Origin of the sequence: Microbacterium sp. (genome assembly GCF_017305435.1) — a bacterium.
GTDB lineage: Bacteria > Actinomycetota > Actinomycetes > Actinomycetales > Microbacteriaceae > Microbacterium.
On sequence record NZ_JAFKIP010000005.1, the window covers coordinates 438,137 to 463,873 of the forward strand.

General features: G+C 69.2%; 24 protein-coding genes. 19 read left to right on the top strand and 5 right to left on the bottom strand.

Annotated features, from left to right (window positions below; translation table 11 throughout):
• Positions 1–190 precede the first annotated feature (190 nt).
• From J0I43_RS10550 to J0I43_RS10560, 3 genes are read right to left on the bottom strand one after another with little or no spacing between them, the layout of a single operon-like run.
• Complete coding sequence (locus J0I43_RS10550) at positions 191–1,363, bottom strand: glycosyltransferase family 4 protein (RefSeq protein WP_292863101.1); 1,173 nt, start codon at positions 1,361–1,363, stop codon at positions 191–193.
• A complete protein-coding gene (locus tag J0I43_RS10555; RefSeq protein WP_292863104.1) occupies positions 1,360–2,352 on the bottom strand; it encodes a glycosyltransferase family 1 protein in 993 nt (330 codons plus the stop codon). Before J0I43_RS10555 ends, J0I43_RS10550 begins: the two co-directional genes overlap by 4 nt.
• Positions 2,352–2,921 carry a serine acetyltransferase gene (locus tag J0I43_RS10560; RefSeq protein WP_292863107.1) on the bottom strand — a complete coding sequence of 190 codons (570 nt, stop codon included), beginning with the start codon at positions 2,919–2,921 and terminating at the stop codon, positions 2,352–2,354. Before J0I43_RS10560 ends, J0I43_RS10555 begins: the two co-directional genes overlap by 1 nt.
• A gap of 250 nt (positions 2,922–3,171) precedes the next feature.
• Between J0I43_RS10560 and J0I43_RS10565 the strand changes: the two genes are divergently transcribed.
• Genes J0I43_RS10565 through J0I43_RS10575 form a run of 3 tightly spaced genes read left to right on the top strand, consistent with a single transcriptional unit; the run spans position 3,172 to position 5,298 of the window.
• The gene (locus tag J0I43_RS10565; RefSeq protein WP_292863110.1) at positions 3,172–4,482 is read left to right on the top strand and encodes a UDP-glucose/GDP-mannose dehydrogenase family protein; all 1,311 of its coding nucleotides are present in this window, start codon (positions 3,172–3,174) and stop codon (positions 4,480–4,482) included.
• Between the two features lie 39 nt (positions 4,483–4,521).
• A complete protein-coding gene (locus J0I43_RS10570; RefSeq protein WP_292863113.1) occupies positions 4,522–4,788 on the top strand; it encodes a hypothetical protein in 267 nt (88 codons plus the stop codon).
• Positions 4,789–4,797: 9 nt separating this feature from the next.
• Positions 4,798–5,298 carry a hypothetical protein gene (locus tag J0I43_RS10575; RefSeq protein ID WP_292863116.1) on the top strand — a complete coding sequence of 167 codons (501 nt, stop codon included), beginning with the start codon at positions 4,798–4,800 and terminating at the stop codon, positions 5,296–5,298.
• A 2-nt stretch (positions 5,299–5,300) separates the two neighbouring features.
• Here the strand turns inward: J0I43_RS10575 and J0I43_RS10580 are convergent, their stop codons facing one another.
• The gene (locus J0I43_RS10580) at positions 5,301–6,503 is read right to left on the bottom strand and encodes a HAMP domain-containing sensor histidine kinase (RefSeq protein ID WP_292863118.1); all 1,203 of its coding nucleotides are present in this window, start codon (positions 6,501–6,503) and stop codon (positions 5,301–5,303) included.
• Positions 6,504–6,729: 226 nt separating this feature from the next.
• Between J0I43_RS10580 and J0I43_RS10585 the strand changes: the two genes are divergently transcribed.
• The 11 genes from J0I43_RS10585 to J0I43_RS10635 all read left to right on the top strand — a co-directional run bounded on the left by J0I43_RS10585 (position 6,730) and on the right by J0I43_RS10635 (position 19,322).
• On the top strand, positions 6,730–7,752 hold the full coding sequence (locus J0I43_RS10585) for a nitrous oxide reductase family maturation protein NosD (protein ID WP_292863121.1): 1,023 nt from the start codon (positions 6,730–6,732) through the stop codon (positions 7,750–7,752).
• A 10-nt stretch (positions 7,753–7,762) separates the two neighbouring features.
• The gene (locus J0I43_RS10590; RefSeq protein WP_292863124.1) at positions 7,763–9,082 is read left to right on the top strand and encodes a glycosyltransferase; all 1,320 of its coding nucleotides are present in this window, start codon (positions 7,763–7,765) and stop codon (positions 9,080–9,082) included.
• Complete coding sequence (locus J0I43_RS10595; RefSeq protein WP_292863126.1) at positions 9,079–11,292, top strand: right-handed parallel beta-helix repeat-containing protein; 2,214 nt, start codon at positions 9,079–9,081, stop codon at positions 11,290–11,292. Before J0I43_RS10590 ends, J0I43_RS10595 begins: the two co-directional genes overlap by 4 nt.
• Before the next feature lie 365 nt (positions 11,293–11,657).
• A complete protein-coding gene (locus J0I43_RS10600) occupies positions 11,658–12,332 on the top strand; it encodes a GAP family protein (RefSeq protein WP_292863129.1) in 675 nt (224 codons plus the stop codon).
• Positions 12,333–12,358: 26 nt separating this feature from the next.
• Positions 12,359–14,134, top strand: coding sequence for an amidohydrolase (locus tag J0I43_RS10605; protein ID WP_292863132.1), 1,776 nt, complete (start codon positions 12,359–12,361; stop codon positions 14,132–14,134).
• 58 nt (positions 14,135–14,192) lie between these two features.
• A complete protein-coding gene (locus tag J0I43_RS10610; protein ID WP_292863134.1) occupies positions 14,193–15,710 on the top strand; it encodes an MFS transporter in 1,518 nt (505 codons plus the stop codon).
• Between the two features lie 91 nt (positions 15,711–15,801).
• Positions 15,802–16,062 (top strand): type II toxin-antitoxin system prevent-host-death family antitoxin, encoded by a 261-nt coding sequence (locus J0I43_RS10615; protein ID WP_292863137.1) that lies wholly within the window; start codon positions 15,802–15,804, stop codon positions 16,060–16,062.
• Positions 16,059–16,316 (top strand): type II toxin-antitoxin system RelE/ParE family toxin, encoded by a 258-nt coding sequence (locus J0I43_RS10620; RefSeq protein ID WP_292863140.1) that lies wholly within the window; start codon positions 16,059–16,061, stop codon positions 16,314–16,316. The genes J0I43_RS10615 and J0I43_RS10620 overlap by 4 nt, the downstream gene beginning before the upstream one ends.
• A gap of 215 nt (positions 16,317–16,531) precedes the next feature.
• The gene (locus tag J0I43_RS10625) at positions 16,532–16,789 is read left to right on the top strand and encodes a hypothetical protein (protein ID WP_292863143.1); all 258 of its coding nucleotides are present in this window, start codon (positions 16,532–16,534) and stop codon (positions 16,787–16,789) included.
• 319 nt (positions 16,790–17,108) lie between these two features.
• Positions 17,109–18,440 carry an HNH endonuclease signature motif containing protein gene (locus J0I43_RS10630; RefSeq protein WP_292863145.1) on the top strand — a complete coding sequence of 444 codons (1,332 nt, stop codon included), beginning with the start codon at positions 17,109–17,111 and terminating at the stop codon, positions 18,438–18,440.
• A 273-nt stretch (positions 18,441–18,713) separates the two neighbouring features.
• On the top strand, positions 18,714–19,322 hold the full coding sequence (locus J0I43_RS10635) for a peptidase M23 (RefSeq protein ID WP_292863148.1): 609 nt from the start codon (positions 18,714–18,716) through the stop codon (positions 19,320–19,322).
• 114 nt (positions 19,323–19,436) lie between these two features.
• Here the strand turns inward: J0I43_RS10635 and J0I43_RS10640 are convergent, their stop codons facing one another.
• The gene (locus J0I43_RS10640; protein ID WP_292863151.1) at positions 19,437–19,961 is read right to left on the bottom strand and encodes a VanZ family protein; all 525 of its coding nucleotides are present in this window, start codon (positions 19,959–19,961) and stop codon (positions 19,437–19,439) included.
• Positions 19,962–20,024: 63 nt separating this feature from the next.
• On the opposite strand from J0I43_RS10640, the gene J0I43_RS10645 reads away from it, so the two are divergent.
• The 5 genes from J0I43_RS10645 (at position 20,025) to glmM (ending at position 25,542) form a co-directional block, all read left to right on the top strand.
• Positions 20,025–21,749, top strand: coding sequence for an ATPase (locus J0I43_RS10645; RefSeq protein ID WP_292863154.1), 1,725 nt, complete (start codon positions 20,025–20,027; stop codon positions 21,747–21,749).
• Between the two features lie 99 nt (positions 21,750–21,848).
• Positions 21,849–22,841 (top strand): UTP--glucose-1-phosphate uridylyltransferase, encoded by a 993-nt coding sequence (locus J0I43_RS10650; RefSeq protein ID WP_292863157.1) that lies wholly within the window; start codon positions 21,849–21,851, stop codon positions 22,839–22,841.
• Between the two features lie 374 nt (positions 22,842–23,215).
• Positions 23,216–23,662 (top strand): 50S ribosomal protein L13, encoded by a 447-nt coding sequence (gene rplM / locus J0I43_RS10655; protein WP_292863160.1) that lies wholly within the window; start codon positions 23,216–23,218, stop codon positions 23,660–23,662.
• A gap of 36 nt (positions 23,663–23,698) precedes the next feature.
• Entirely contained in the window at positions 23,699–24,184 is a 486-nt protein-coding gene (gene rpsI, locus J0I43_RS10660; RefSeq protein WP_292863163.1) for a 30S ribosomal protein S9, read from the top strand.
• A 14-nt stretch (positions 24,185–24,198) separates the two neighbouring features.
• Positions 24,199–25,542, top strand: a complete 1,344-nt coding sequence (gene glmM, locus J0I43_RS10665) for a phosphoglucosamine mutase (protein WP_292863166.1) — start codon at positions 24,199–24,201, stop codon at positions 25,540–25,542.
• The last annotated feature ends 195 nt before the right edge of the window (positions 25,543–25,737 follow it).

Genomic DNA, 25,737 nt, shown 5'->3' on the forward strand with positions numbered 1-25,737 from the left:
TGCAGTATAGGAGGCCTCCAGAGTCGAGCCCGCGATTGTCGTTACTACTAAAGCGATTGAAATCGCGAGGAGGAGAGAGTCGGAGGAGTTTGGCGGAAGGCGTGAGATAACGACAATTGGAACAATAAAGCCAGGGAGACTTCCTAGGAGCATCGCGCCTAGGTTGCGCATTCGATCGTGCAAGGCTGCCTCACGGTCTCCGGTGACGTGCGCCTCGCAATACTCCGAGGTGGGCCTCGGCGATATCGTCCCAATGATACTCGGATCGAGCCGCTGCTCTCGCGGTTTGTGACATGCGAGATAGGAATTCAGGGGAATCAGCCAACTGAATGATGGTGTCGGCGAATGCGTGTGGGTTGAATGGTTCGACGACGACCCCTGTTCGGCCAGAGTCTATAACCATGGAAATGCAAGATGTATCCGCGGCGACCGGCGGAGTTCCACTTGCCATTGCTTGAGCAAACATTACTCCGAATGTCTCGACCATCGAGTGGCTTAAGAAGAGATCGGCGGAGGCGTAAATTTCTGGTAGGTCCGACTCATCGACATATCCGGCAAACTCGACAGCATCTGCTGGCAGCTTATCGGCCTGCTTCTCGAGGCTTTCTCGCTCGGGCCCGGTGCCAACCACAATAAGCTTGAATCGTCCGGGCTGAGCGGTCTCCAAGATGCCCATCACCTCAAGCAGAACGTCCACGCGCTTGACGTCTGCCAACCTCTGCACGGCCAAGAGGAAAAAGGTATCGTCGCCACTCGCTCGCCGCCACTTGTCTCGTTGACGCTCTACAGAAACAAGATCCTTCTCTGCAAAATATGGCGTGTCTGCTCCGTACGGCACAACGGTCGCCGATGACGTCCACCGCGATCCACTCAAGTAATACTTGGAATTTGCGGTGATTGCGTTTGCTGCTCTCAGTACGAGTTCCGCATGAAGCCTACGCCACCAACTGAGTCCGGCAAGGACATCTGACCTACCAACCAGGGACAGCACCACGGGTATATTCATCAGTCGTGCTGCTACTGCCACCAGTCCGTGGGGATACACAAACTGCAGATTAATAACATCAACCTGTCCCGCGCGTTTCAACTGGCGAATGTAGCTGATCTCTCGCACGGCGAAGAATGCTGATGCCTTCTTTAGTATTCGCGTCTTTTGAGTTCTCGGAGGAACTCTCGAGATCGAGTACATTGCCTCGCGCGTGTGATCGAGCGCCTCAAAGCCATCGTCCGTTGAATCAGCGGGTATGGTGGTGGCGATCGTGACAGTTTCGGTCTCCGCGACGCGGCGGTATATTTCGTGGATTCCAACTTCCGCTCCGCCGACGATCGGAAAGAATGTCGGTGTCAGAACAAGGACCTTCAATGCAAAATCCGATCGTACATAGCTCGAAGTTCAGAGGCGGTGCGCTGTTTCGAGTACTTGGTGGGTTCTTCGCTCCGAGTTTTCTTCTGCGGCGTGCCGGATACGAAATCTCTCAAGCAGTGGGAAATTGACTCTACGTCGGTGGGCGTAAACCACCCCGCCGCTTCGCTTGCTGTTTCGCGGAAGACAGGGATGTCTGAGCACAAAACCGGAACTCCCTGGTCTAGCGCGTCAACACCTGGCATCCCGAATCCTTCGTAGAGAGAGGGGACCACGAGTGCGGTCGCTCCTCTGAGATAGTCCGACATCAGTTGATCCGAGATAGCTCCGAGGATTTCGACGCCAGGCGGTGCTGAAGCCCAGCCGGCCCGGCCGATTATCTTGAGGTCGAAGTCACCGCTCAGGCCAGAAATCCGGAATGCTTCCGCCAGCCTCGTGAGGTTCTTGCGTGGTTCCACAGTGCCGATGGCGAGGAAGTAGGGCTTGTGCTGCCCCGCGACGGACGATAGGTCCGCGGTCGTTGAGAAGGAATGTGAAGACGGATGCGGCGAAACGACGTGTATTGGGTTGGTGGGGAAGATTTCGGCAAGTTCTTCAGCAACGGTGTGGGTTACAGTTACAAGGTCGACGCCGCGCGATGCTGCCTTCTCGGCCATAGGTTTGTAGTACTTCATGCCCATAGAAGTTGCGGTATCAGGAAACTTCCACCATGTGAGGTCATGTATCGTCATCGCGACCGCACGCCCTTTCCTGGGCGCTATTGCTGGGGGGAAAGTCGGGCAGTGAACCAGATCGACGTCGCGTGCGCGGGCGGGTATCGAGATCCAGTCTGACCGGACGCGGGCGGCTACGCTCGACGGATCGCTGGAATAGAGGGCGACATCGTCCCACTCCGCGGCGACCGAGACCAGCGATCGCGTGTACCTCTCCCAGCCGCTCATCCTCCACGAACCAGCAGATCGTGCATCGAGCAGAACGCGCGCAGTCATCACGAATCCTGCGCAAACTGACTAGCGGGGTGTGTGGATCCGACAGCCTCGCGCCACCAGGTTGGGCGCGTCCTCGCTCTTGAAAGCGGCTTGGTGGGATAGACGACCATATCGTCGTCCACATCTCGTGTTATGACCACGCCTGGTCCGATGTGAACTCTGTTGCCGATTGTTACGGCCCCAAACACTGCTGCCCCCGGGCCCAGAAACACCTCGTCGCCGATGACGGGTGCCTCGTCCCGCGTTGAGCCAAGCGTCACGCCAGGGTGCAATCGACAGTTGCGACCAACCTGAGCCTTTGAGTTGACGACGATGGTGCCGTAGTGCGCAATCGACAGCCCCGGCCCGAACACATGGGGTGGGATAGAGAAGCTCAGCACGATCGACGCGATCTGGAATGCTGTACGAACGGTCGCCCGGCGCGCGCGGCCGAGCACACCGGCTGACGCTAGATCGGCGAACTCGAGCCAGCGCAATAGAACGATGAAAAGAACCTCTGGTCGGGTGAACGCCAGCCTCAGCGTCAGCGCCGACACCCTGGACGATCGCATGTCGGCCGCGATCGTCATACGCCTCGTGTTGGCCAGCTCAGCGCGTAGTGCTTTCTTCACATTGAGTACCTTAGGTGTCAAATGCTTCGTTCTGGTTACGACCGCGGTAAGGGTTCGCTCGCTACCACGAGTGTGCGCTTCCTCGGGCCCGGCTTCTATCCGTCGGTGTGGGCTCCTGGGCGGCTCACCTCGACGACCTGAGAGCGAAACATCCATCTGCTATGAACGTTCAGGCACGTAAACACTCTCGCGTTGAGCAAGGAGCCTCATGAAACTCTCCGTCATCGGTTGTGGCTATCTTGGCGCGGTGCATGCGGCCGCGATGGCGTCCGTCGGTCATGAGGTCGTCGGCATCGACGTCGACCAGCTCAAGATCGATGCACTGTCGATGGGGCAGGCGCCGTTCTTCGAGCCCGGGCTGCAGGAGATCTTGACCGCGGGCATCGAGGCGGGCAACCTGCGATTCACGACCGACATGGCGGAGGCTGAGGGCGCAAAGGTCCACTTCATCGGAGTCGGTACACCCCAGCAGAAGGATGGTTACGCAGCCGACCTCACCTATGTGAACGCCGCGATCGACGGACTGCTGCCGTACCTCGCCGAGGGTGACATCGTCGCGGGCAAGTCGACCGTGCCGGTCGGGACGGCGGCGGGGCTCGCTCCGCGTGTGTCGGCTACCGGGGCGACGCTCGTATGGAATCCCGAATTCCTACGTGAAGGGTGGGCGGTCAAGGACACGCTGGACCCCGATCGTCTCGTCGCTGGGGTGCCCGCGGGAGCGGACGGCGAGCGTGCGGCGGACGTGCTGCGAGAGATCTATGCGCCGGCGGTCGCGAAAGGCACCCCGTTCCTTGTAGTCGATCTGCCGACGGCCGAACTTGTGAAGGTGTCCGCCAACGCGTTCCTCGCAACCAAGATCAGCTTCATCAACGCCATGGCTGAGATCGCGGAGGCGACCGGCGCAGACGTCAGCAAGCTCGCAGAGGCCATTGGCTACGACGAGCGGATCGGTCGTCAGTTCCTCAAAGCCGGCATCGGCTTCGGTGGGGGGTGCCTTCCGAAGGACATCCGAGCGTTCTCGGCGCGGGCGGAGGAGCTGGGGCGCGGAGAATCGGTTGCCTTCTTGCGGCAGGTCGATGAGATCAACCTGCGTCGGCGAGACCGCGCTGTGCAGCTCGTCGTGGAGGGTCTCGGCGGTGCGGTATTCGAGAAGAACGTGACTGTGCTGGGCGCGGCGTTCAAGCCGCACTCCGACGACATCCGTGACTCTCCGGCGCTTGACGTCGCGGTGCGGTTGCACGGGCTGGGCGCGAACGTGACGGTGACGGATCCGGCGGCGATCGAGAACGCGCAGCGGGTGCACCCGCAGTTGAACTACGTTCTCGACCGCGATGAGGCGCTACGTGACGCTGATGCGGTCGTGCTCGTGACCGAGTGGGACGAGTACCGGCGCGAGCTGGACCCGGAGCACGCGTCGGCGCTTGCGCGCGGGCGTGTGGTCGTCGATGGGCGCAATGGGCTCGACGCGGCGGCCTGGCGTGCGGCGGGGTGGACGTATTACGGGATGGGGCGGCCGTAGGCGCGGGGAGTCGCCTCCTCGCTGACACGGAACGCTGACATGGAGATGTGGGCCCTCGCTGCGGGCGTAACGACGGCCACCCTCGCGATCCTGCTCCTCTTGATCAGAGCGATCGTCATTCTCACTGATCAGCAAGAGGACTTCGTGTCCCTGCTGGAGTGGTCGACTGCCGGAGTCGCACTGGTGGCGGCGGTTTTGACGTTCGGCGCGCTCGGATGGGTGGCCATATCGGTGGGCCTCTTATTCGCGGTGGCGATCATCGCGGTCGCGGCGTTCATCATCCGACTTCACCGTCTCCGCTCATAGGATCTGCGTATGAGTGGCAGACCGAATGCGACGGCTGTCGGTGTCCTCGTGTGGCTGGGGTTTGCCCTTGTTGCCTGCACGGGCACTGTTGCCGCGCCGACCGTCAGTTCGACACTGACTCCGACCGGCTCCATCGCGCCGACCGTGACGGTGTCAGCCTCGGCATCCCCCTCGCCGACGCCCGCCGTGCCCTCCCCGACCGCCGACGCGGCGGAAGGGGAGATGTCGCGTGATCAGGCGGTCGAGGTGTGCCTGCGGCTGCACGACGAGTATGGGACGGCAGCCGAGAGCCTCGAGCCGACGGGTACGGCGCAGGTGTACGACCGCACGGTCGAGCCGCACTGGCTCGTGCTGATCCCGGCAGAGAACAGCTACGGGCCGGGCTACATCGAGTGCATCCTCGGCGGGCCGTACTCCGACCCCGTCCACATCGGCGTCGGCGAGATGGTCGATGAGTCGGTCACCGACGAGTACATCGAGCGCACCCGCACGGTCAACGAGGGACTCTGAACTCAGGCCGCGATCACGACGAGCGTCGACACCGTTCCGTGCGGGTGATCGGCCTGCACCGTCAGCGTCGCCTGGTTCGCGCGCACCGAGTTGCACCGCGGTGACGCCTCCGTCGTGCTCGACGACGCGAGGGCCTCGAGCTCGCGATGGCGGACCTCATCCGTCGTCACCCCGTCGTCGATCACCACGATCGAGGTGTGGTTGTACGTGCGGTGCGCCTCGATCGTGATCCTGCCGCCCGGTGCGCAGTGGTCGATCGCGTTCGAGACCAAGGCGGCGAGCACCTGTCGCAGCTCGGCCTGATCGAAGCGCACGAGCCCGCAGCCCTCGTCGCGCAGGTGCAGGGACATGCCGCGCGCGGCGGCGATCGGGAGGAAGACGGAGCAGACGTCGGTCAGCGCCGCCGACAGATCGGTCGCGTCGATCGAGCGGATGATCTCCTCGCGCGCGGTGTGGAGGAGGTCGTCGACCGTGTCGACGAGCAGGTTCGTCGAACGCAGAATGCGCTGCGCGGCGTCCTGCGTGGCGACGTCCTCCGACAGCAGCTCCGCGTACCCGCTGACGGCCGTCAGCTGCCCCCGCAGCCGGTGTGCGGCGTCGCGGAGGAACTCGTCGCGCACGCGCGTCGCGTCGTACTTCGTCGTCACGTCGCGGGCGAAGATGACGCTTCCCCGCGGCCCTCGACGACCGGAGATCTCGCGCGCGACCACCCAGACGGTCCGTCTGTCGTGCTCATCTCCGACCCACATCGTCATCGGCACCGCGCCGCCCATGGCGATGAGCTTGTCGACCCGCTCCGCGTACTCGTCCGGCGGTGTCGCGCGGTCCGCCTCCGAGAGGCGGAGCGCAGCCAGATCGACCCGCTCGCGCAGATCGTCGGGAAAGCCCATGTGGGTGAGGAGGCCACGGGCGATCGCGTTCATCCGGACCGGCGCGCGCCGCGCGTCCAGGACGATCACACCCAACGACATCGCGTCGGCGAGGGCGAAGAAGTCGTCCGAACCGTGGGCGCGCAGCGCCCTCCGGTCGCGTCCACGCCTCCAGTCGCGCCACCACCTGGGCTCGGCGCCGATCACCGTGCTTCCGCGGACTTCACGGAAAGTCAGCTGATCGCAGCGCGGCAGATCAAAACCCGTCAGGTCGATCGGTCCGAAGGCGATGTAGGCATCCGCCGCGAGGGACCATTGCCGAAGCTTCGTGGGCACTTTCTCCGGAGTGAGATGTAGATGGGGTCGGCGTCCCGCCGGAATCATGCGGGTTGCCGGCGGTGCGTGCCGCGTTGCTCCTGAGAAAGTGCTCAGCTGCGGCGGCGTTCGCGCGGTGCACGCGTCACCGCAGCGGCCCGCCGGCCCCACCGGCGCGGCCGCTGCCCCGCGACCCCGCTAATGTGACTCACATCACCGGACCCCTGATCCCCCCGACGGAGGCGCCGTGCCGCGAATCACCGTGACGCGCGCGCGCCGCGCTGCCTCCGTCGCCCTCGCGGCCGCCGCCCTCGCGGGCGCGCTCGCCGCGTGCGCGCCCGACGCGGGGGAGGCGGAGCCGGCGATCGACGAGTGCCCGAGCGGCGCCGTGGTGATCGGCGCCTCGGCATCCGACCTGCAGAAGGCGCTGGATGCCGCGCAGCCGGGCTCCGTCATCCGCCTCGCCGACGCGACCTACGCCGGGCGGTTCACGATCACGGTCTCCGGAACCGACGATGCGCCGATCACCCTCTGCGGGCCGAGCTCGGCGGGGATCGACGGCGGCGACGTCGCCAGCGGCTACGCGCTGCACCTCGACGGCGCCTCGCATTGGGTGGTGCGCGGGTTCACGGTGACGGGAGCCGCGAAGGGCATCATGCTCGACGGCTCCTCCCACAACGAGCTGCACGACCTCACCGTCTCGGGCACCGGCCAGGAGGGCGTCCACCTGCGCGCGGCCAGCTCCGACAACCTCGTCGAGGGGCTCGTCGTGCACGACACCGGCAGGGCGACGCCCGAGTACGGCGAAGGCATCTACATCGGCACCGCGACATCCAACTGGTGCGACGTCACCGACTGCGAGCCGGACCGCAGCGACCGCAACCGGATCATCGACAACAAGGTCTTCGCCGTCACCGCCGAAGCCGTCGACGTCAAAGAGGGGACGACCGGCGGAGAGCTCCGCGGCAACGACCTCACCCTCGGTGAGAACCCCGCCGTCGACTCGGTCGTCGACCTCAAAGGCAACGAGTGGACCGTCGAAGGCAATACGATCGATGCGGCCGGCGACACCGGCATCCAGATCCACTCGGTCGCACCGGGCTGGGGTGCCCGAAACACCCTCAGCGCCAACACGTTCCACCTCGCGAAAGACGCCGTCGCGATCGCCGTCGTCGGGGATGCCCGCGGCCTCGGCAACCGCGTCGACTGCGACAACACCGGCCCGGACGGTCCGGTCACGATCACCGGCGCGACCTGCGCCGCGAGCTGAAGGGGGAGGGATGGCCACGCTGCAGGCCTTCGCCGACGGTGCGCTCTGGCTGCTGCCGTTCGGGCTCCTCGGCATCGTCTCGTGGGGCTTCTGGCTCACCCGCAAGCTCCTCTCCGCGACCGCCCGCCCCACGCGCAACGACTTCCGCACGACGACCACTCTCGTCGTCCCCTCGTTCCACGAAGACCCCGACGTCCTCATCCGCTGCCTCCACACGTGGCATCGCCAGGGCCCGGGCCGCATCATCCTCGTCCTCGACCTCGCCGACACGGAGGCCCAGCAGCGCATCGAGGCGCTCGCCCTGCCCGGCGTCCACGTCGAGATGTTCGCCCACCGGGGCAAGCGCTCCGCCCTCGGCCACGGCATGCGGATGGTCGACACCGAGCTGATCCTCTTCGCCGACTCCGACACGGCGTGGGAGGACGGCATGCTCGACGCGATCCAGATGCCGTTCATCGACCCCGCCGTCGGCGCCGTCAGCACGCGGCAGAACGTCTACCTGCCGCGGTCGAGCGTCTGGCGCCGCATCGCGGACTGGATCATCGACCTGCGCTACTACGACTATGCGCCCGCCATGGGCCGCTACGGCGGCATCATCTGCGCCTCCGGCCGGACGTCGGCCTACCGCACCTCCGTGCTGCTGCCTCAGGTCGAAGACCTCGAGCACGAGATGTTCTTCGGCCGTGAGTGCATCGCGGGCGACGACGGGCGGATGACCTGGCTCGTCCTCTCCCAGGGCTTCCGCGTCGCCCACCAGGACACGGCCCGCGCGCTGTCGATGTTCCCCGGCACCTTCCGCGCCTTCGTCAAGCAGCGCATCCGCTGGAGCCGCAACTCCTACCGCTGCTACCTCACGGCCATCGGCAAGGGCTGGGTCTTCAAGGTGCCCTTCATCTCGCAGCTCACGATGATGCAGATCCTCATGACGCCGTTCACGATGCTCGTCGCGATCGCCTACGTCCTGCTGTCGGTGCGGTCGGCGAGCCCGTGGCTGGCCCTCGGCCTCGCCGTGCTGTGGGCGGTCGTCGGTCGCGGCATCCGCAGCATCTCCCACCTGTGGCGCAGGCCCGAAGACCTCGTGCTGCTGCCGCTCGTCGCGGCCGTCATCGCGTTCATCGCCCTCCCGATCAAGATCTACGCCCTGTTCACGATGAACAAGCAGGGCTGGCTCACCCGCTCCGCCGACCGACAGGGCGGCGAAGGGCAGACCGAGGCCTCGCTGGTCGTGCCGAGCGTCGCCAACGAGACGCTCGACGGGGCTCTCGACGAGCCCGTCGACCCGGTCCCCGACGGGGCACTCGGCGAGCCGGAAGCGGCCCCGCGCGCATGACCTCGTTCACCGACGAAGAGCGTGGCACCTCGAGCCCGCGCCGCCGCTGGATCGGCCGGGCCCTCGTCGTCGTCGCGGTCGTCCTGCTCGGGGGAGCGGTCGTGATGCTCACCGACCTCGCCCGCACCGGCAAGGCCCCGTGGGAGGCCTGGTTCGCCGCGCCGACGCCCGCCGTCTCGGCATCCGTCTCCGCCTCCCCGACACCGTCCCCGACCGCGACCGACGCGGCGGCGGATGCGATCGACCTCGGCGACCCCGCCACGCTCGTCGCGCTCGACGACCTGCGGCTCGCGACGATCCTGAAGATGGATGCTACCGACCCCGCCATCCCGGCCACCCTCGGCACGGTCGTGCTCGCGGCGCGCGACATCCCCTACACGCTCGACGACCTCATCGCGGCGGGCGCCGCGACCTCCGACGGCGGCGGCTTCTTCACGATCGTCCGGTCCGTCGTCGTCCGCTCCGGCGCCGTGCTGCAGATCACCGCCCCCGGCGCCACCGTGCGCCTGTACAGCGGCGGGGGCGGCCAGTTCGTCAGCATCGTGGCGTGGGGCGGCGGGCTGGTCTTCAGCGGCGCGCAGGATGCCCCGCTCACCGTCATGGGCGTGACGGATGCCGCCGGCACGGCCGACGCCGATGCCAGCGACGGGCGGGCCTACGTGCGGGTCCACGACGGCGCGCTCGTGACGACCGACGTGCAGTTCAACTCGCTCGGCTTCTGGAGCGGCCGCACCGGCGGCGTCGCGGTCACCTCGTCGGCCACGGGCCTCGCCGTGGCGCAGCTGACCCGCACGCGCATCGACAGCACCCACTACGGCGTCTACCTGTCGGGCGTCCTCGCATCGACACTTTCCCAGGTGACGGTGACCGGCGCCGACGACGACGGGATCGTCGTGTCCGGCTCCAGCGGCGTGACGATCGACCAGACCACGGTCAGCGACGTCGCCGGGAACGGCATCACCGTCGACCGCGGCGCGCAGAAGATCGCCATCACGGGGTCGAGCATCGCCCGCGCGTCCGGCCACGGCATCCGCATCGACGGCTCGCCCCTCGCCACCGGGCCGTCGGCGGGCGGCTATCCCACGGTGCGACCCCGCGAGTACACCCTCACCGACGTCACGATCAGCGACGCCGGCGAGGGCGGTGCGCTGCTCGTCGAGACCGATGACGCCACGATCGCGGGGCTCACGGTCACCGGGGAATCGATCGGTGCCCGTCTCGTCGGCCCGACGACCGGCGTGACGGTCACGGGGTCATCGCTGTCGTCGACGTCGGGTGCGGGCCTCGCCGTGTCGCAGCGCGTGCGCGACCTCTCGGTCAGCGACAGCTCCGTCGACGGCCACGGTCGCGCGGTGACCGTCAGCGATTCGCGCGGCACCATCACGGGCGGCGACGTCGGCGTCGACGTCGGGCACCCGATCGAAGTCGTCGACGACTCGCGCCTCACCGTGACCGGCGCGCGCCTCACCGGCAGCGGGCAGGACCCGGTGTTCGTCGACGCGGGCAGCACGGCGAAGACGAGCGACCTCGACCTCAGCGCGTGGACCTTCGAGTCGGAGTTCGTCACCTTCTTGAACAACCACCCCATGATGTGGCTCTGGCTGCTCGTCCTCGTCATCCCGCTCGTCGGACTGCCGCTCATCCGGAGACGGCGGCGGACGCACCTCGAGCTGCGCGAACTGATCGAGAACGCGATCATCACCTACGGGCACAACCAGCTCGCCGCGTACCAGGCGGGCGGGGCCGGCGCGAGTGTTGCGGCGGCGAGTGTTGCGGGGGCGAGTGTTGCGGGGGCGAGTGTTGCGGGGTATGCCGCCCCGGATGTGCGGGCGGAGGCCACGGCGGAAGAGGATCCGCCCGTCGCTGCGGGCGAGCGCTCGCGCCGCTCGCCCACGACCCCGGTCTCGACGACGGCGCCGTCCGCAGCGGTGCCACCGGCCGCGGCCCCGCCCGCCCCGACCGCGCGCCCGGTGGACGAGCCGCGCTCGTTCAACGACCTGCGCGCGGGTGCGCTCGCGGGGCGCGACTTCGCGTCGATGCAGCAGTTCGCCGTCGCCGCCGTGCTCGAAGCGGGCTACCCCGTGAGCGTGATCGCGCGACTGTTCCGGGTGCCGTCCTGGCGCCTCGCATCCTGGGTCGAAGGCGCCGTCGTGGCCGCCGACGACGACGCGCGCGAGGGCGGCCCGGTCACGGCGTCGCCGCGGCGGTAGCCCGCGCTCGGGGCGCCGCCCTCCGCGGAGCCCGGGCTTCGTGCGCACTTTGTCAGGAGCCATGCTGCTGCCCGGCTGTCCGTGCGGCGGGATCGCGTGGTGATGGGCCACGGACGTCGCATCGGTCCTGAGAAAGTGCTCGGGCGCCGGTCCGTGGGGGAGGGATCGGACTCCACGGGGTGCCGCAGCGCGGAAGATGTCGGCGCAGATCGTCGCTTCAGCGGGATATGGCGACCATCTGCGACGACATCTCCCGCGGGCTGTCGCGTCAGCCGAACATCCGGGAAGCGCGCACGGGAGGCGGTCCTAACGTCGTCATCGCACCCCCGGCATCCTGCCGTGGAGCGCGGAGAAAGGATGCCGACGTGAACGACCTGCACACCCTCGTCCCCATCGCGATGGGGATGGTGCTCTCGCCGCTCCCGATCGTGGCGGTCGTGGCGATCCTGCTCGCGCCGCGCGGGCGGTCGTCGGCCCCGGTCTACACCGCCACGTTCACCCTCGTCTCGCTCGTCGTGATCGGGATCGGCGCGCTGGGCGCGGCGGGTGCGCAGAGCGCGTCCGGCCCCGACAGCCGGATCGTCTCGCTCGTGATCGGTGCGCTTCTGACGATCGGGTTCGCCGTCTTCGCGATCATCAGCTGGCACGGCCGGCCCCGCAACGGCGAGCCCGCCGTCGCACCCAAGTGGCTCGCCGCGATCGACGGCGTCACCCCCGCGTCCGCTGCGGGCCTCGGCTTCGTCATGGCGGCCGCGAACAGCAAGAACATCCCGCTCGCGCTCAAGGCCGGCTCGGTGATCGGCGAGGCCCACCTCGCGCCGCTCCTGGCGGCAGCCCTGTGCCTCGCGGTCGCCGTCGCCGGTTCGCTGCTGCTCATCATCCCGGCGCTCGTCGAGCTCACCGGCTCGGCCCGCGTGCACACCGCGCTCGTCGGCCTGAAGTCGCAGCTCGTCGAGCACAACGCGGCCATCATGACCGCCCTGTTCGCGATCCTCGCGGCCAACGAGGCCGCCCAGCTCATCCACCACCTCATCGGCTGACCCCCCGCTATCCCCTGGAGCCCCCCATGTGCGACACCCACAGCGCCACGACATCCCTCAGCCGCGACCGCATCGCCCCCGCCATCGCCTCCGCCGGCGTCGCGGTCGAGCCCGCCCACCACAGGGGCGGCCGACCGGCCAGCCCCGCCGCAGGCGGTCGCGCCGATCTCCTCGTCGTGGGGCGCATCGCCACCGGCGACCCCGCCGCCCCCACCGCGGAGGCCATGGCGATCTCGGACGGGCGCATCATCGGCCTCGGCTCGGCCGCGGACCTCGACGCTCTCACCGGCCCCGCGACGCAGACCGTCGCGCCCGACGGCGTCGTCATCCCGGGGCTCATCGAGCCGCACGCGCACATCTGGATCTCGCTCCTCACCCTCGACTGGGTGGACGTCTCCCACGTCGCGTGCCCCCGCTTCGACGACGTCGTCACTACCTTGAAGGCCGCCGCCGCGCACGTCCCTGCCGGCCAGCCCCTGCTCGCGAAGCTGTTCGACCCGAGCCTGTACCCCGGTGAGCCCGCGCTCACCCGCGACATCCTCGACCGCGTCGCCACCGACCGGCCCGTCATCGTGCTGAACGCGTCGATGCACTTCGCCTACGCGAACACGGCGGCCCTGGATGCCGCGGGCATCACCGACGCGACGCCGCAGCCCGCCGGCGGAACGCTGGAGAAGGTCGACGGGCGCCTCACCGGCGTCGTGGGGGAGTCGCCCGCCGTGACGATGCTGCTCGCGCGCCTGCCCCGGCCCACAGAGGCCGACATCGCCCGTGGCATCCGTCAGGTGCTCACCGAGTTCGCCGCGCAGGGTGTCACATCGATGCGCGAGGCGATGACCGGCACGCTCGCCGGCGTCAGCGAGATCGCGATGCTGCACCAGCTCAACGGCGCCGCACGGCTGCCCGTGCGCGTGTCGACGGCGCAGTTCTCCACGCTCGCCGGATGCACGACCCCCGCCGACGTCGCCGCCGCGTGGAAGGCCGCCGGCGTCACCCCCTTCAGCGGCGACGAGATGGTGCGGGCGGATGCCTGGAAGATCGTCGCCGACGGGTCGAACCAGGGGCGCTCGGGCTACTTCCTGCAGCCCTACCTCGGCGAGAACACGGGCGGCCACGCCAACTGGACTCCCGAGGGACTCCGCGAGGTCATGCGCGCCGGTCTCGACGACGGCTGGCAGCTCATGATCCACACCAACGGGGATGCCGCGGTCGAATTCGCCCTGGAAGCCGCGGAGGAGCTGCTGCCGCAGTACGCCGGCGGCTCCACCGGCGACGGGCGACGCGGCGACCTCCGCCATCGCTTCGAGCACGCGTCCGTCACGACCGACGACCAGCTCGTGCGCATGGCATCGGCCGGCGTCTCGCCGAGCTTCCTCATGGATCACGTCTACTACTGGGGCGCCGCGTTCCGTGACACGATCCTCGGGCCCGCGCGTGCGGCGCGGCTGGACCGTCTGGCATCCGCCTCCCGCGCGGGATTGCGCGCGAGCCTGCACTCCGACTACAACGTCACGAAGGTGCAGCCGCTGCACGCGGCACAGACCGCCGTGCTCCGCCGCCTCGAGGCCGACGGAACGGTGCTCGGCCCCGACGAGCGCGTGACGCCCGCGCAGGCGCTCGCCGCCGTCACGACGGATGCCGCCTGGCAGATCCACGCCGACGACCGCGGTGCCCTCCGCGTCGGTGCGCGCGCGGACTTCGCCGTCGCCGACGCCGACCCATGGACGAGCGACCCCGCGGGCTGGCACGACATCTCCGTGCAGGCCACGTACATCGACGGGGTGCCGGCGTATACCGCCTGATACCGGCATCCACGTTCGCCTTCCTTCCCCCCCCGGCTTCCCCCCGAAAGGCCCGATCATGACCTCCACCGCCTCCGCCCCGGTCGTGCGCCGCGCGTCCGTGCTCGCCATCCCTCTTCTCGGTGTCCTCGCCGCCGTCCAGGGGTCCGCCCCCAACATCGCCGCCACCGCCCTCGTCCGCGCGAGCCGCGGCCTCGACATGGTCGGGGGCGACCAGGCCCTCGCCGCATCGATGCAGACGCTCGCCATCGCGGCATCCGTCATCACAACGGGCCTCCTCGCCGACCGCATCGGGCGCCGACGCATGCTCATCGCGGCGCTCGTCACGGGCCTCGTCGGGCAGCTGATCGTCGCATCCGCGACCGTGCCGCTCGTCTACATCCTCGGGCAGGCGGTCTCGGGCGTCGGGCTCGGGGCCGTGTACGCGGCCGCGTTCGCCTACATCCAGGTGCTCGCCGCGCCCGGGCGCCTCCCCGCCGCGGTCGCCACCTTCGCGGCCTGCTCCGGCGCTGCGGGGGTCGTCTTCACATTCTCGGGCGGCATGCTCGCGGGCGTCGACTGGCGACTCGCATTCGTGCTCGTGCCGGTGCTCTCGGCGCTGTCGATTCCGGCCGTGCTGGCGCTCCTGCCCGCGGTGCCGCCGAGCGTCACCGAGAAGCGCGACGTGTGGGGTCAGATCGCGCTCGCCGCCGGCATGGTGATCTTCCTCTACGGCGTCTCGCAGCTCGCCTCGTCGCTCACGAGCCCGTTCACGTGGGGCGCGATGGTGCTCGGCCTCGTGCTCTTCGGCCTTTTCGTGTGGTCACAGACGCGCGTCGCGCACCCCTTCTTCCCCGTGGCGCTCTTCCGCCGGCCCCTGTTCCTCGCCGCGCTGTGCGCCGGGTTCGTCTTCAATGTCGGAGGAGCGGTCGCGTTCCTGCAGCTGTCGAACCTGTGGCAGTACGTCCTGGGGCTGGCTCCGAGCGCCGTCGCGGTGTGGCAGCTGCCGGTCTCGCTGACCTCGATCGTCGGTGCGGTCGTGCTCGGCCGGCTCATGACCCGTGGGATGAGCCCGCAGACGTCGCTGCTCGTCGGCGGCATCCTGTCGGCCGCCGGTTTCACCGTCGCGTTCCTCGTGCGGGACGCCGCGTCTCCGCTCGCGTTCGTGCCCGCCGGCATCCTCGTCGCACTCGGCATCACGGCGGCGTCGCTGCCCTACGGCACCCTCGTGCTGAGCGAAGCGCCCGCGGAGTTCTACGGACCCGTCACGAGTTCTCGCACGACGTTCGGGCAGCTGTTCTATTCGCTCGGAACGGCGCTGTCGACGGTCGTGGTCACGCAGCTCACGATCGCGGGGATCACGTCGCGGCTGAGCGCGGCGGGCATGACGGATGCCGATGTCTCCTCCGCCCTCGCGAGTGTCGGCACCTATGCGAAGGACGGCGTCCGCCCTGACGCCCAGGTGTTCGACGCCGCCGTCGCGGCATACCGCGACGGGTTCGGCGCGCTCATGATCGGAATCGCGGTCGTGGCGCTCGTCGCGAGCATCGTGGGCGCGGCGCTCATCCGGCGGGCCGGGCGGGCGGCCCGCGCCTGAGGGGAGGGGGCCGGCAGCGAGCACGCTGCGTGTTATCATCGATTCCGTACCTTTCGCACCGAGACGTACGTTTGCGTCATACCATAGGAACATGAGCCAGATCGCCATCACGGACGCCCGGAGCCGGCTCGCGTCGATCATCGACGACGCGAGAAACGAACCCGTCTACCTGACGCGCCGCGACCGCCCGGTGGCCGCGGTCGTCGACGTCGTACTGCTCGCGCAGCTCCTGGAGGATGCTGAGGAGCTCGCCGACATTCGCGCCGTCGACCAGGCGTGGGAGGAGACCGAGCGACTTGCTGAAACCCCGATCCCGTGGGATGAGGTCAAGCGCGAGCTCGGTCTGTCGTGACATACGAGATCCAGGTGCTGCCGGCTGCGGTCCGCGAGCTCAGGAAGCTGCCTCCGGAAGCGAAGCGACGTGTCCAAGCGGTGATCGAACTTCTCGCCGACGACCCGAGGCCGCCGACGTCGAAGAAGCTCACGGGCCGTGCCGAATGGCGCGTGCGCACCGGAGACTACCGAGTCTTGTACCGCATCGAGGATGCCGTGCTCACCGTCGTCGTGGTGCGGGCTGGGCACAGGCGCGAGGTGTACGACAGGTAAGGCCCCGGGGCGAAACAGTTGATGCCGGTTAACTCTTCGTTTCGTCGCGAGCGTCGCCCCACCTCATCCGCCACAATGGTCACAGACGCCGGCTGGGGCCGGCGGTCACGCATCGCTCCGTTCTGGGAACGGAGCCCCCGCAGCGCTGCGCTCCGCTCGCGGGGCGCGTCGTCGTGGTTCGGCCGGTGACGTGGACGCACGCGCAAGGAGAGCAGATGAGCAGGTCGCGACCGCCTCGCATTGCAGAGATCTACGTCGACGCGCACTGGCGGCCGGCGCCGGCGGACCGCCGCCTCGACCGCGAGACGGCGCTGGTCCTGCGCGCAGAGGGCATCACGATGGTGCGGGTCGCCCCGCCCGCCGGGGCGGCGCTGTGGCGGTACCTCACCGGTCGGCAGAGCGCGACCACCGGCCGCGACATCTCGATCTCGCGCTACCTCACGTCGGCGGGCGAGCGCGGCGAGCACGGCTGAGCGGCGGAGCGCGAATGCCCGGATTCCGCGCTCGGGAGCCGGCATCTTGCGTCAATCTTGCGCTCTGCTCGCGGTTTTCTTGAGGTCTGCCGGGCAGAGTGGCAGGTACGGGTCGCATACTGCGGCCGCCAGTGATCTGATGTCGGCAACCCGAATGTCCGGCATCAGGGTCTGACATCCGCTGGGGGGATGTCAGGCACGCGGATGCCTCGGGCGGGGGGCTCGAGGCATCCGCGGTTACGTCGCAGTCGCCTGCGTCATCATCTTTATGTTCGAACATTACCCTTCCTGTCTTCGAAGTTCTGTTCTACACTGAGGTATGGACATCGAAGGGCTCACCGGCATCGCGCAGGCACTCGCCGTGCTGGAAGCCGCGGGTGGCGGGCGTGCTCCCGAAGCGCTCTCGCCCGGTGAGCTGCTGCAAGTCAACGCCGCCTTCGGGGCGCTGAAGCGCCAGGTGGATGCCGCCTTCATGCCCGTCGCCGCCGAGATCGCACGGCAGTCGCGCGTCGAGCTCGGCAAGGACTCGCTCGCGAAGAAGCAGGGGTTCCGTACTCCCGTCGCCCTCATTCAGGCGACGACCGGGTCGAGCGTCGGCGAGGCGATCAAGCTGGTCCAGGTAGGGGAGGCGACGGCGCCGCGCACGACTCTCACCGGCGAGGCGCTTCCAGCCAGGCATCCGCATGTCGCGGCCGGAGTCGCCTCGTCCGACCTGAGCATCACGTCTTCGCACGCGATCGTCAGTCTGCTCGATCGCCTCGCCGCGCGGGTGGATGCCGCCGTCCTCGATGAGGCGGAGCGTCAACTCGTCCAGCGCGCTCCGGGACTGCGGGCCGACGAACTGAGCCGGCTCCTCACCCACGCCGAAGCGATCCTCGACCCCGACGGCGTCGAGCCGCGGCACGAGGAACAGCGCGCGAAGCGCTTCCTCGAGGTCTTCGAGCGCGACGGTGCGATCCACCTCAACGCCGTCTACGACATCGCGTCCGGCGCGCCGATCAAAGCCTTCATCGACGGGCGGGTGTCCTCGACTCTTCTCTCCAACGAGAACCGCGACGATGCGACCCGAGACGAACGGTCGGTGCGTCAGCTGCGCGCCGACGCCCTGTCCGACCTGTGCGCCCACGGGATCGCGTGTGACGGGATCCCCAGCGGCGTCGGCGCGGCCATCGTCGTGCGCGTGACGCTCGAGGAGCTTCAGAGCGGTGTGGGCACGGCATCCATCGACGGCATCGAAGCCCCGCTGCCGGTATCGGCGCTCCGCCGCCTCGCGTGCGAGGTGGGCGTGATCCCGTGGGTCATGGGCGGCGACTCCGAGGTGCTCGACTGGGGCCGCGTCAAGCGCAGCTTCACCGCCGCGCAGAAGCGGGCGATCGCCGAGCGCGACCGTGGATGCGCGTGCTGCGGGGCTTCCGTCGCCTGGACCCATGTGCACCACATCGAGTGGTGGTGTCACGGCGGGACGACCGACCTCTCGAACGGGCTGCTGTTGTGCAGCGCCTGTCACCATCGTCTGCACGACGACGGGTGGGGCGTGCGCATCGAGGGCATCGGCGTCGCGGCCACCGTGTGGTTCATCCCGCCGCCGTGGATAGATGCCGATCGGACGCCACGACCGTCGGCCAGCCGACTGCGCACTCTCGCCGCGTGAGGGTAGCGGCGTACGGCGATGCGTGCGTCCGTGGAATGCGTGCGCGCGCGTGCGTGCGTGCGCTGCGCCTCGCTGAGTTCATGTTCAGGGGCGCGTGACAGAATGCGGGGCATGGCGGGCGCAGCATCCTCGAGGCGAACCTCGAAGCCGCGAACCTCGAAGCCGCGCTCCTCGAAGTCCCGGGTCTCGAACCGCCGACCCTCGAAGCCCAGGCCCTCGAAACCACGCTCCTCGAAGTCGCGTTCTTCGAAGCGCCGGGTCTCGAATCGCCGCGTGCGTGAGCGCCGTCGGCGCATCGCGCTCATCGTGGCCGTGGCAGCCGTGCCCGCGCTCGCGGTCGCCCTCGTCATAGCGGGAGCCCTCGGCATCCTGACCGCTCCGCGTGCCCTCTCGCCGCTCGCCTCGCCTCCCGCCGTCGCGGGCTACTCCGACGAGCAGCGCGACAACGCCGCGACCATCATGCGCGCCGGCCGTGACCTCGGGCTGTCCACGCGCGACCAGGCGATCGGCGTCATGACGGCGCTCGGCGAATCGTCGCTGCGCGCCCTCGACTACGGCGACTGGGAGACGAGCGGCGTCACGAACCCCGACGGCACCCCGACGACCTCGATCGGGCTCTTCCAGCAGCAGGACGGCTGGGGATCCCGCGAAGAGCGGCTCGACGCCTACACGTCGGCGACCCTCTTCTACCGCGCGATGGCGGCCCGCGTGCCCGACCGCGACGCGCTCGCGCCGACGCTCGTCGCCCACCGGACGCAGATCAACCAGGATCCCGACCACTACGCTCGCTACTGGCCGCTCGCCGTCGACCTCATCGAGGAGATCTCGGGGGAGAGCTCGGGTCTCGCGACCGGCGCCGCCGACGCCGCCGCCGGCGGATGAGAACTCTCTCATTCAGCGCCACGGCGCTCCACGATGCGCAATCATGGGATCGCTTCACGCACCGCGGACGTCCCCAGCACCGCGGTCACGGTCGCTTCGCTGATGCCGGGGGGCTCAGCGAAGCGACCTTCTCTCTTCCACGTCTTCTTCGCGTACCTCCGGCGGCGCCGTCCGCGATCGCGCGAGCACCTCGACGAACACTGCGACGAGGATGCCGAGGCACGCCCCCGCCGTGTTCGCGATGATGTCCAGCACGCTCGGCGTGCGCGCGCTGAGCGCGATCGCCTGACCGCTCTCGAGCACCACCGTCGCGACGAACGCGATCGGCATCACGAGCCACCGCGACTGCGGCAGCAGGATTGTCAGCAGCAGCCCCAGCGGGACGAACATCAGGACGTTCGCGCCGAACTCGATCCGCTCGTACGTCGCCACGGGGAACACCGCGGTCACGGCCCGCAGCAGCGGCCCCGCGCCCGAGTCCACCGGCACCGGCCAGAACCCGATCAGCGCCACCACGACGCCGTACGCCACGAGCCAGGCGCGCGCATCGCGAGCCCAGACGCGCGCGCGATCGCGCAGACGCAGGAACCGCGGGAGGCGGCCCGTGGCATCCGGACCGGATCGCGCCGTAGAAGTCATGTGCCGCTCCTCACCCAGGTCGCTGCGACGGGTGTCTACACTGACAACTACTTGGGGAAGAGTATGGCAGAGCGCACGTTACGACGAGCGACGGGGATCGTCGCGATCTATTGGAGCGCCGCGAGCAGCGGACGCTTCTTCACGGCGTGGAGCGCGGCCGTCTCGTTCGCCGCCGCCGCGCTCATCCTCGTGCCCGCACAAGACGGCGGAGGTACAGCCGCCTACGGGCACTCCGTGGTCGCCGCCGCGATCGCCTGGGTGATCCTCGCCGTGCCGGTCACCGGGGTCGCGCTCCTCGAACGGCGGCTCCACAGCCCGACCGCCCGCGCCGTGCTCGTCACGGTGACGCTCCTCGCCGTCGCTCTCGTCCGTTCGGGCGTCAACAGCGCCGTGCTCTGGGCGCTGTTCGGCGATACGTCCGCAGGCTCCGTCGTCACGCGTACCCTCACGAACCTCTTCGCCGCGTTCGCCCTGTTCACGGTCGTCGCGATCATCACGGAGGGTCGCCGCCGAGCCCGGGCGATCGCCGAACGTCTCGCCGCGGCGCTCGACCGCATGGATGCCGCGACCGCCGTCGCGGCCGGCCGCGCGGCGGACGCCGCCACGCAGGTCGCCCGGGTCGCACGCGACATCCGCGATGATCGCGATGCCATGCTCGCCGGGACCGTCGATTTCGAGGCCGTCCGCGACTTCTCGGAGCGGGTGCGCACCGCCAGCCATCTGCTCGAGGAGCGTGCCGCGGATGCAGGGGCGGCCGCCGGCCCCGGGCATGCCGGTGACGTTCGCTTCGCCTCCGCCCGGCCGCCCGCGCGCCGACGCGGGCTGCGCCTCGAGCCGACGCCGTACCTCTCCGCGGGCGGCCTGTACGTCCTCCTGTGCGTGCCCTTCGTGATCTCGGCCTCCGGAAACCTCATCGGCGCAACCGTCGCCACGCTCTCGCTGATCGTCATCGACCTCGTTGCCGGCGCGATCCTGCGGGCGCTCCCCGTGCGTCTGCGGTCGGGCGGCTTCGTGGTCGTCTGGGTGCTCGGCGGCGCCGTCGCCTCCTGGATCGCACACCACCTGCTCCCCGAACAGGGCCCGCTCATGCTCGTCCCCGCGGTCGCCCTCCCCGCCGTCGCGATCGTCCTCTCCCTGGCTCTCGATGCGCGCCGTTCGGTCCGGGAGGAAGAGGAGCGCTCGACCCGCGAGCTGGCGCGCGCCGCCGCCTCCTTCGCCGTGCACTCCGCGCGAGCGGTCGAGCCGCTCCGGGGCGCCGCCTCGATCCTCCATGGCCGTGTGCAGGGGCGCTGCGTCATCTTCGCCGCGCTCGCCGACGAGCACCCTCCGACGGCGGACGACATCCTCCGATTCCGCGACGAGACCGACGGCGCCCTCGACGACCTCCTCCGCACCGACGACACGGCCGACGACACCGCCTCCGCCGGCGGCTTCGAACGCATGCTCGCCGGGTGGGAGCCCCTCATGGACCTCGACACGCGCATCGCGGATGCCGCGGCATCCACGATCGCCGACGCGGGCGACGGCTCCCTCCTCACCGAAGTCGTCAACGAGGCGCTCGTGAACGCCGTCAAGCATTCGGGCGCACGCGCCGCGCGCATCGAGATCACGATGGCCGACGGCGACGAGATGTTCGTGCGGGTCGCCGCTCCCGGGCGACTGCCCCGCGCCGTCATGAAGACCCGCTCGTTCTCGGGGCGCACGCTTCTCTTCCAGGACGGCGACGACGTCGTCCTGGAGGCGGCGGTGCCGGCGGAGTCGGCTGCCGGAGCGTCGGTCACCGCCTGACCGGCTCCCGCGCGTCGCTTCGCTATGCTCAGCGATACCCGCGCCCTCCACCCCCCCCCGGTCGGCGCAGGGAGTCCCCCCGCTCCCGCAGGAGAACACATGCGCTCTCGATACAAGGCCGTCATCCCGGCCGCCGGTCTCGGCACCCGCTTCCTCCCCGCCACCAAGGCGATGCCCAAGGAGATGCTGCCGGTCGTCGACAAACCGGCGATCCAGTACGTCGTCGAGGAGGCGGTGGCCGCCGGGATCCGCGATGTCCTCATCATCGTCGGGCGCAACAAGAGCGCGATCGACAATCACTTCGACTCGGTGCCCGAGCTCGAGCGGGCGCTGCAGACCAAGGGCGACGTCGTCAAGCTCGACGCCGTCTCGCGCGCGTCACAGCTCGCCGACATCCACCTGACGCGTCAGGGCGAGCCGCGCGGGCTCGGCCACGCCGTCGGGCGCGCCGCGTCGTACGTCGGCGACTCGCCCTTCGTCGTCATGCTCGGCGACGACCTCATCGACGCGCGCGACGACCTGCTGCCGCGCATGCTCGAGGTGCACGAGCGCACCGGGGGAGCGGTCGTCGCGCTCATGCCCGTCGCGGCCGAACAGGTCCACCTCTACGGCGTCGCCACGATCGCCGCAGACGACGTGGATGCCGACGGCGACGGCCCCGTGCGCGTCGTCGACCTCGTCGAGAAGCCGTCCCGCGAAGAGGCGCCCTCGCACCTCGCCGTCATCGGGCGCTACGTGCTGCCGGCCGCCGTCTTCGACGTGCTCGCCCGCACGGCACCCGGCAAGGGAGGCGAGATCCAGCTCACCGATGCGCTGCGCGTCCTCGCGGCGGACCCCGACGGCCCGGGCGTCTACGGCGTCGTCTTCGAGGGGCGTCGCTACGACACGGGCGACCGCGTCGACTACATCAAGGCGATCCTGCAGCTCGCGGTCGAGCGCGAGGACCTCGGACCGGCCCTCCGCCCCTGGCTGAAGAGCTTCGCCACCGGGCTCACGTCGGATCGGACGCCCGATCTCGCTGCCCTGGACGACCTCGACGCGCGAGATTCCGATCACGGTTTGGACACGCGAGCAGGAGTGCTCGCACGCTAGAATCTGCTTGGTCCCGGCGCCGCCTCATCTTCATGCGCCGCGATCTCCCCCAACCCCCGGTAGTGTCCCCACACGACCGGAGCGGCCGACGACCCCCCGCGTGCGGCCGCAGCTCGGGGGGTCGACGCTCCGCGTCGGCCCCCCGAGTCTCCCGGGAGTCCTGAGCCGGCGTTTTGGCCCTGGCATCCCGATGCCGTAGACTCTCCCTTTGGTGTCTGCTGCCTGCGGCCGGCACCGCGAACGTGAGCCCTCCACTGGCGTGTTCGCGTGATCTCGATACACCGCCTGCGGCGGCACTCGATCACCGAAAGCGCGAACCACCCCGGAGTGGGATTCACGAACCTCTCCGTTCGAATCAAGAAAGCAGCACTACTGTGACGCGCACCTACACCCCCAAGGCCGGTGAAGTGACCCGTGAGTGGGTCGTCATCGACGCGACTGACGTCGTTCTCGGACGCCTCGCCTCGCACGCCGCCACGATCCTCCGTGGCAAGAACAAGCCCACCTTCGCGAACCACATCGACACCGGTGACTTCGTGATCGTCATCAACGCCGAGAAGGTGGCGCTGACGGGCCAGAAGCTCCAGAAGAAGATGGCCTACCGCCACTCGGGCTACCCGGGCGGCCTCACGGCCACCTCGTACGCCGAGCTCCTCGAGAAGAACCCGGTCCGCGCCGTCGAGAAGGCGATCCGCGGCATGCTCCCCAAGAACAGCCTGGGTCGCCAGCAGCTGTCGAAGCTGAAGGTCTACGTCGGTGCCGAGCACCCGCACGCTGCCCAGCAGCCCACCCCCTACACCTTCGACCAGGTCGCCCAGTAAGCGCCCCTGCGACAACCAGGAACCAAGGAAACGAACATGGCGAAGATCGCTGACTCCATCGAAGAGACCCCCGAGTCCTACACCACCGAGAGCGCGCCCGTCGAGGCCGCCGCGGCGCCCCGCCCGGTGCTGTCCGTCCCCGGCTCGGCCGTGGGCCGCCGCAAGCAGGCCATCGCCCGCGTGCGCCTGATCCCCGGCTCCGGCACCATCACCGTCAACGGTCGTGAGTTCGAGGACTACTTCCCGAACAAGCTGCACCAGCAGCTCATCACCGACCCGTTCACGCTGCTCGACCTCACGGGCGCGTACGACGTCATCGTCCGCATCTCCGGCGGCGGCCCCTCGGGTCAGGCCGGCGCCCTGCGCCTCGGCATCGCCCGTGCGCTCAACGAGATCGACGCCGAGAACAACCGTCCGGCGCTGAAGAAGGCCGGCTTCCTCTCGCGTGACGCCCGCGTCATCGAGCGCAAGAAGGCCGGTCTCAAGAAGGCCCGCAAGGCTCCGCAGTACTCGAAGCGCTGATCGGCACCGACCGAATGGCACTGTTCGGAACGGATGGTGTGCGGGGCCTCGCGAACGGCTCCCTCACCGCCGAACTGGCGCTCACCCTGGCCCAGGCGACCGCGGTCGTCCTGGGCCAGGGCCGTATCGCCGAGGCGCGCAAGGCCGCGGGCAAGCGACTCACGGCCGTCGTCGCGCGCGACCCGCGTATCTCGGGGCAGTTCCTCAGCGCGGCCGTCGAGGCGGGGCTCGCCTCTTCCGGCGTCGACGTGCTGGATGCCGGGACGCTGCCGACCCCCGCGACCGCGTTCCTCATCGACGACATCGACGCCGACTTCGGCGTCATGATCTCGGCGTCCCACAATCCCGCCCCCGACAACGGGATCAAGATCTTCGCGCGCGGGGGCGTCAAGCTCCCCGACGTCGTCGAGCAGCGCATCGAAGAGGCGATGACGGGCCCCAAGCTCCAGCCCACGGGCGGCGCCGTCGGCCGCGTGACGCGCTTCTCGGATGCCGAGGACCGGTACGTCATCCACCTCCTCGCGTCGCTGCCGCACCGGCTGGACGGTCTGCACGTCGTGGTCGACTGCGCGCACGGCGCGGCATCCGGCGTCTCACCCGAGACCTTCCGCAACGCCGGCGCCAAGGTGACCGTGATCGGCGCCGACCCCGACGGCCTCAACATCAACGATGGCGTCGGATCGACGCACCTCGACAAGCTCGCGGCGGAGGTCGTGCGCACCGGTGCCGACCTCGGCATCGCGCACGACGGCGACGCCGACCGCTGCCTCGCGGTCGACGCGGACGGCCGCATCATCGACGGCGACCAGATCATGGCGATCCTCGCCGTCTCGATGAAGGAGCGCGGCGTCCTGCGCGACGACACCCTCGTCGCGACCGTGATGAGCAACCTCGGCCTGCACCGGGCGATGGCCGAACGCGGCATCCGCGTGGAGACGACCGCCGTCGGCGACCGCTATGTGCTCGAGCGCATGAACGAGGGCAGCTTCTCCCTCGGCGGCGAGCAGTCCGGGCACGTCATCATGAGCCGTTTCGCGACCACCGGCGACGGTGTGCTCACCGGCCTGCACCTCGCGGCCGAGATGGCGCGCACCGGGCGGACCCTCGCCGACCTGGCATCCGTCATGACCGTGTTCCCGCAGTCGCTCGTCAACGTCCGCGGCGTCGAGCGCTCTCGCGCGACGGATGCCGACGTGGTCGCGGCCGTGCGGGTCGCCGAGACGGCGCTCGGTGACAGCGGACGCGTGCTCCTGCGCCCCTCGGGCACGGAGCCGATGGTGCGTGTCATGGTGGAGGCGGCCTCCCAGGCGGACGCGCAGCGCATCGCCGACGAACTCGCGGACATCGTCCGCGGCTGAGAAGGCTGACGCTGCGTTACGCGCGTGTAAAACGTCGTCATCCGCGCTGGCGGCGCGCCCGGCGTTCGCCCTAACGTAGGCCCTGCGCTCGCGTCATCCGAGGCCGATCCCCCGACGGCCGATCCCCCGAATCGGATGATGAAGCACACGGGTACCGCGGCCCCTCCGTCCGAACTGCGGCGCGGCTCCTCCCCC

What these genes read in the sequence shown, in the direction of transcription:
- J0I43_RS10605 (WP_292863132.1), top strand. Translation starts at nt 12,359, where the DNA reads ATGTGCGACACCCACAGCGCCACGACATCCCTCAGCCGCGACCGCATC.
- J0I43_RS10595 (WP_292863126.1), top strand. Translation starts at nt 9,079, where the DNA reads ATGACCTCGTTCACCGACGAAGAGCGTGGCACCTCGAGCCCGCGCCGC.
- J0I43_RS10625 (WP_292863143.1), top strand. Translation starts at nt 16,532, where the DNA reads ATGAGCAGGTCGCGACCGCCTCGCATTGCAGAGATCTACGTCGACGCG.
- J0I43_RS10590 (WP_292863124.1), top strand. Translation starts at nt 7,763, where the DNA reads ATGGCCACGCTGCAGGCCTTCGCCGACGGTGCGCTCTGGCTGCTGCCG.
- glmM (WP_292863166.1), top strand. Translation starts at nt 24,199, where the DNA reads ATGGCACTGTTCGGAACGGATGGTGTGCGGGGCCTCGCGAACGGCTCC.
- J0I43_RS10565 (WP_292863110.1), top strand. Translation starts at nt 3,172, where the DNA reads ATGAAACTCTCCGTCATCGGTTGTGGCTATCTTGGCGCGGTGCATGCG.
- J0I43_RS10575 (WP_292863116.1), top strand. Translation starts at nt 4,798, where the DNA reads ATGAGTGGCAGACCGAATGCGACGGCTGTCGGTGTCCTCGTGTGGCTG.
- J0I43_RS10630 (WP_292863145.1), top strand. Translation starts at nt 17,109, where the DNA reads ATGGACATCGAAGGGCTCACCGGCATCGCGCAGGCACTCGCCGTGCTG.
- J0I43_RS10645 (WP_292863154.1), top strand. Translation starts at nt 20,025, where the DNA reads ATGGCAGAGCGCACGTTACGACGAGCGACGGGGATCGTCGCGATCTAT.
- J0I43_RS10555 (WP_292863104.1), bottom strand. Translation starts at nt 2,352, where the DNA reads ATGACTGCGCGCGTTCTGCTCGATGCACGATCTGCTGGTTCGTGGAGG.
- J0I43_RS10610 (WP_292863134.1), top strand. Translation starts at nt 14,193, where the DNA reads ATGACCTCCACCGCCTCCGCCCCGGTCGTGCGCCGCGCGTCCGTGCTC.
- J0I43_RS10640 (WP_292863151.1), bottom strand. Translation starts at nt 19,961, where the DNA reads ATGACTTCTACGGCGCGATCCGGTCCGGATGCCACGGGCCGCCTCCCG.
- J0I43_RS10570 (WP_292863113.1), top strand. Translation starts at nt 4,522, where the DNA reads ATGGAGATGTGGGCCCTCGCTGCGGGCGTAACGACGGCCACCCTCGCG.
- J0I43_RS10650 (WP_292863157.1), top strand. Translation starts at nt 21,849, where the DNA reads ATGCGCTCTCGATACAAGGCCGTCATCCCGGCCGCCGGTCTCGGCACC.
- J0I43_RS10615 (WP_292863137.1), top strand. Translation starts at nt 15,802, where the DNA reads ATGAGCCAGATCGCCATCACGGACGCCCGGAGCCGGCTCGCGTCGATC.
- rpsI (WP_292863163.1), top strand. Translation starts at nt 23,699, where the DNA reads ATGGCGAAGATCGCTGACTCCATCGAAGAGACCCCCGAGTCCTACACC.
- J0I43_RS10560 (WP_292863107.1), bottom strand. Translation starts at nt 2,921, where the DNA reads ATGACGATCGCGGCCGACATGCGATCGTCCAGGGTGTCGGCGCTGACG.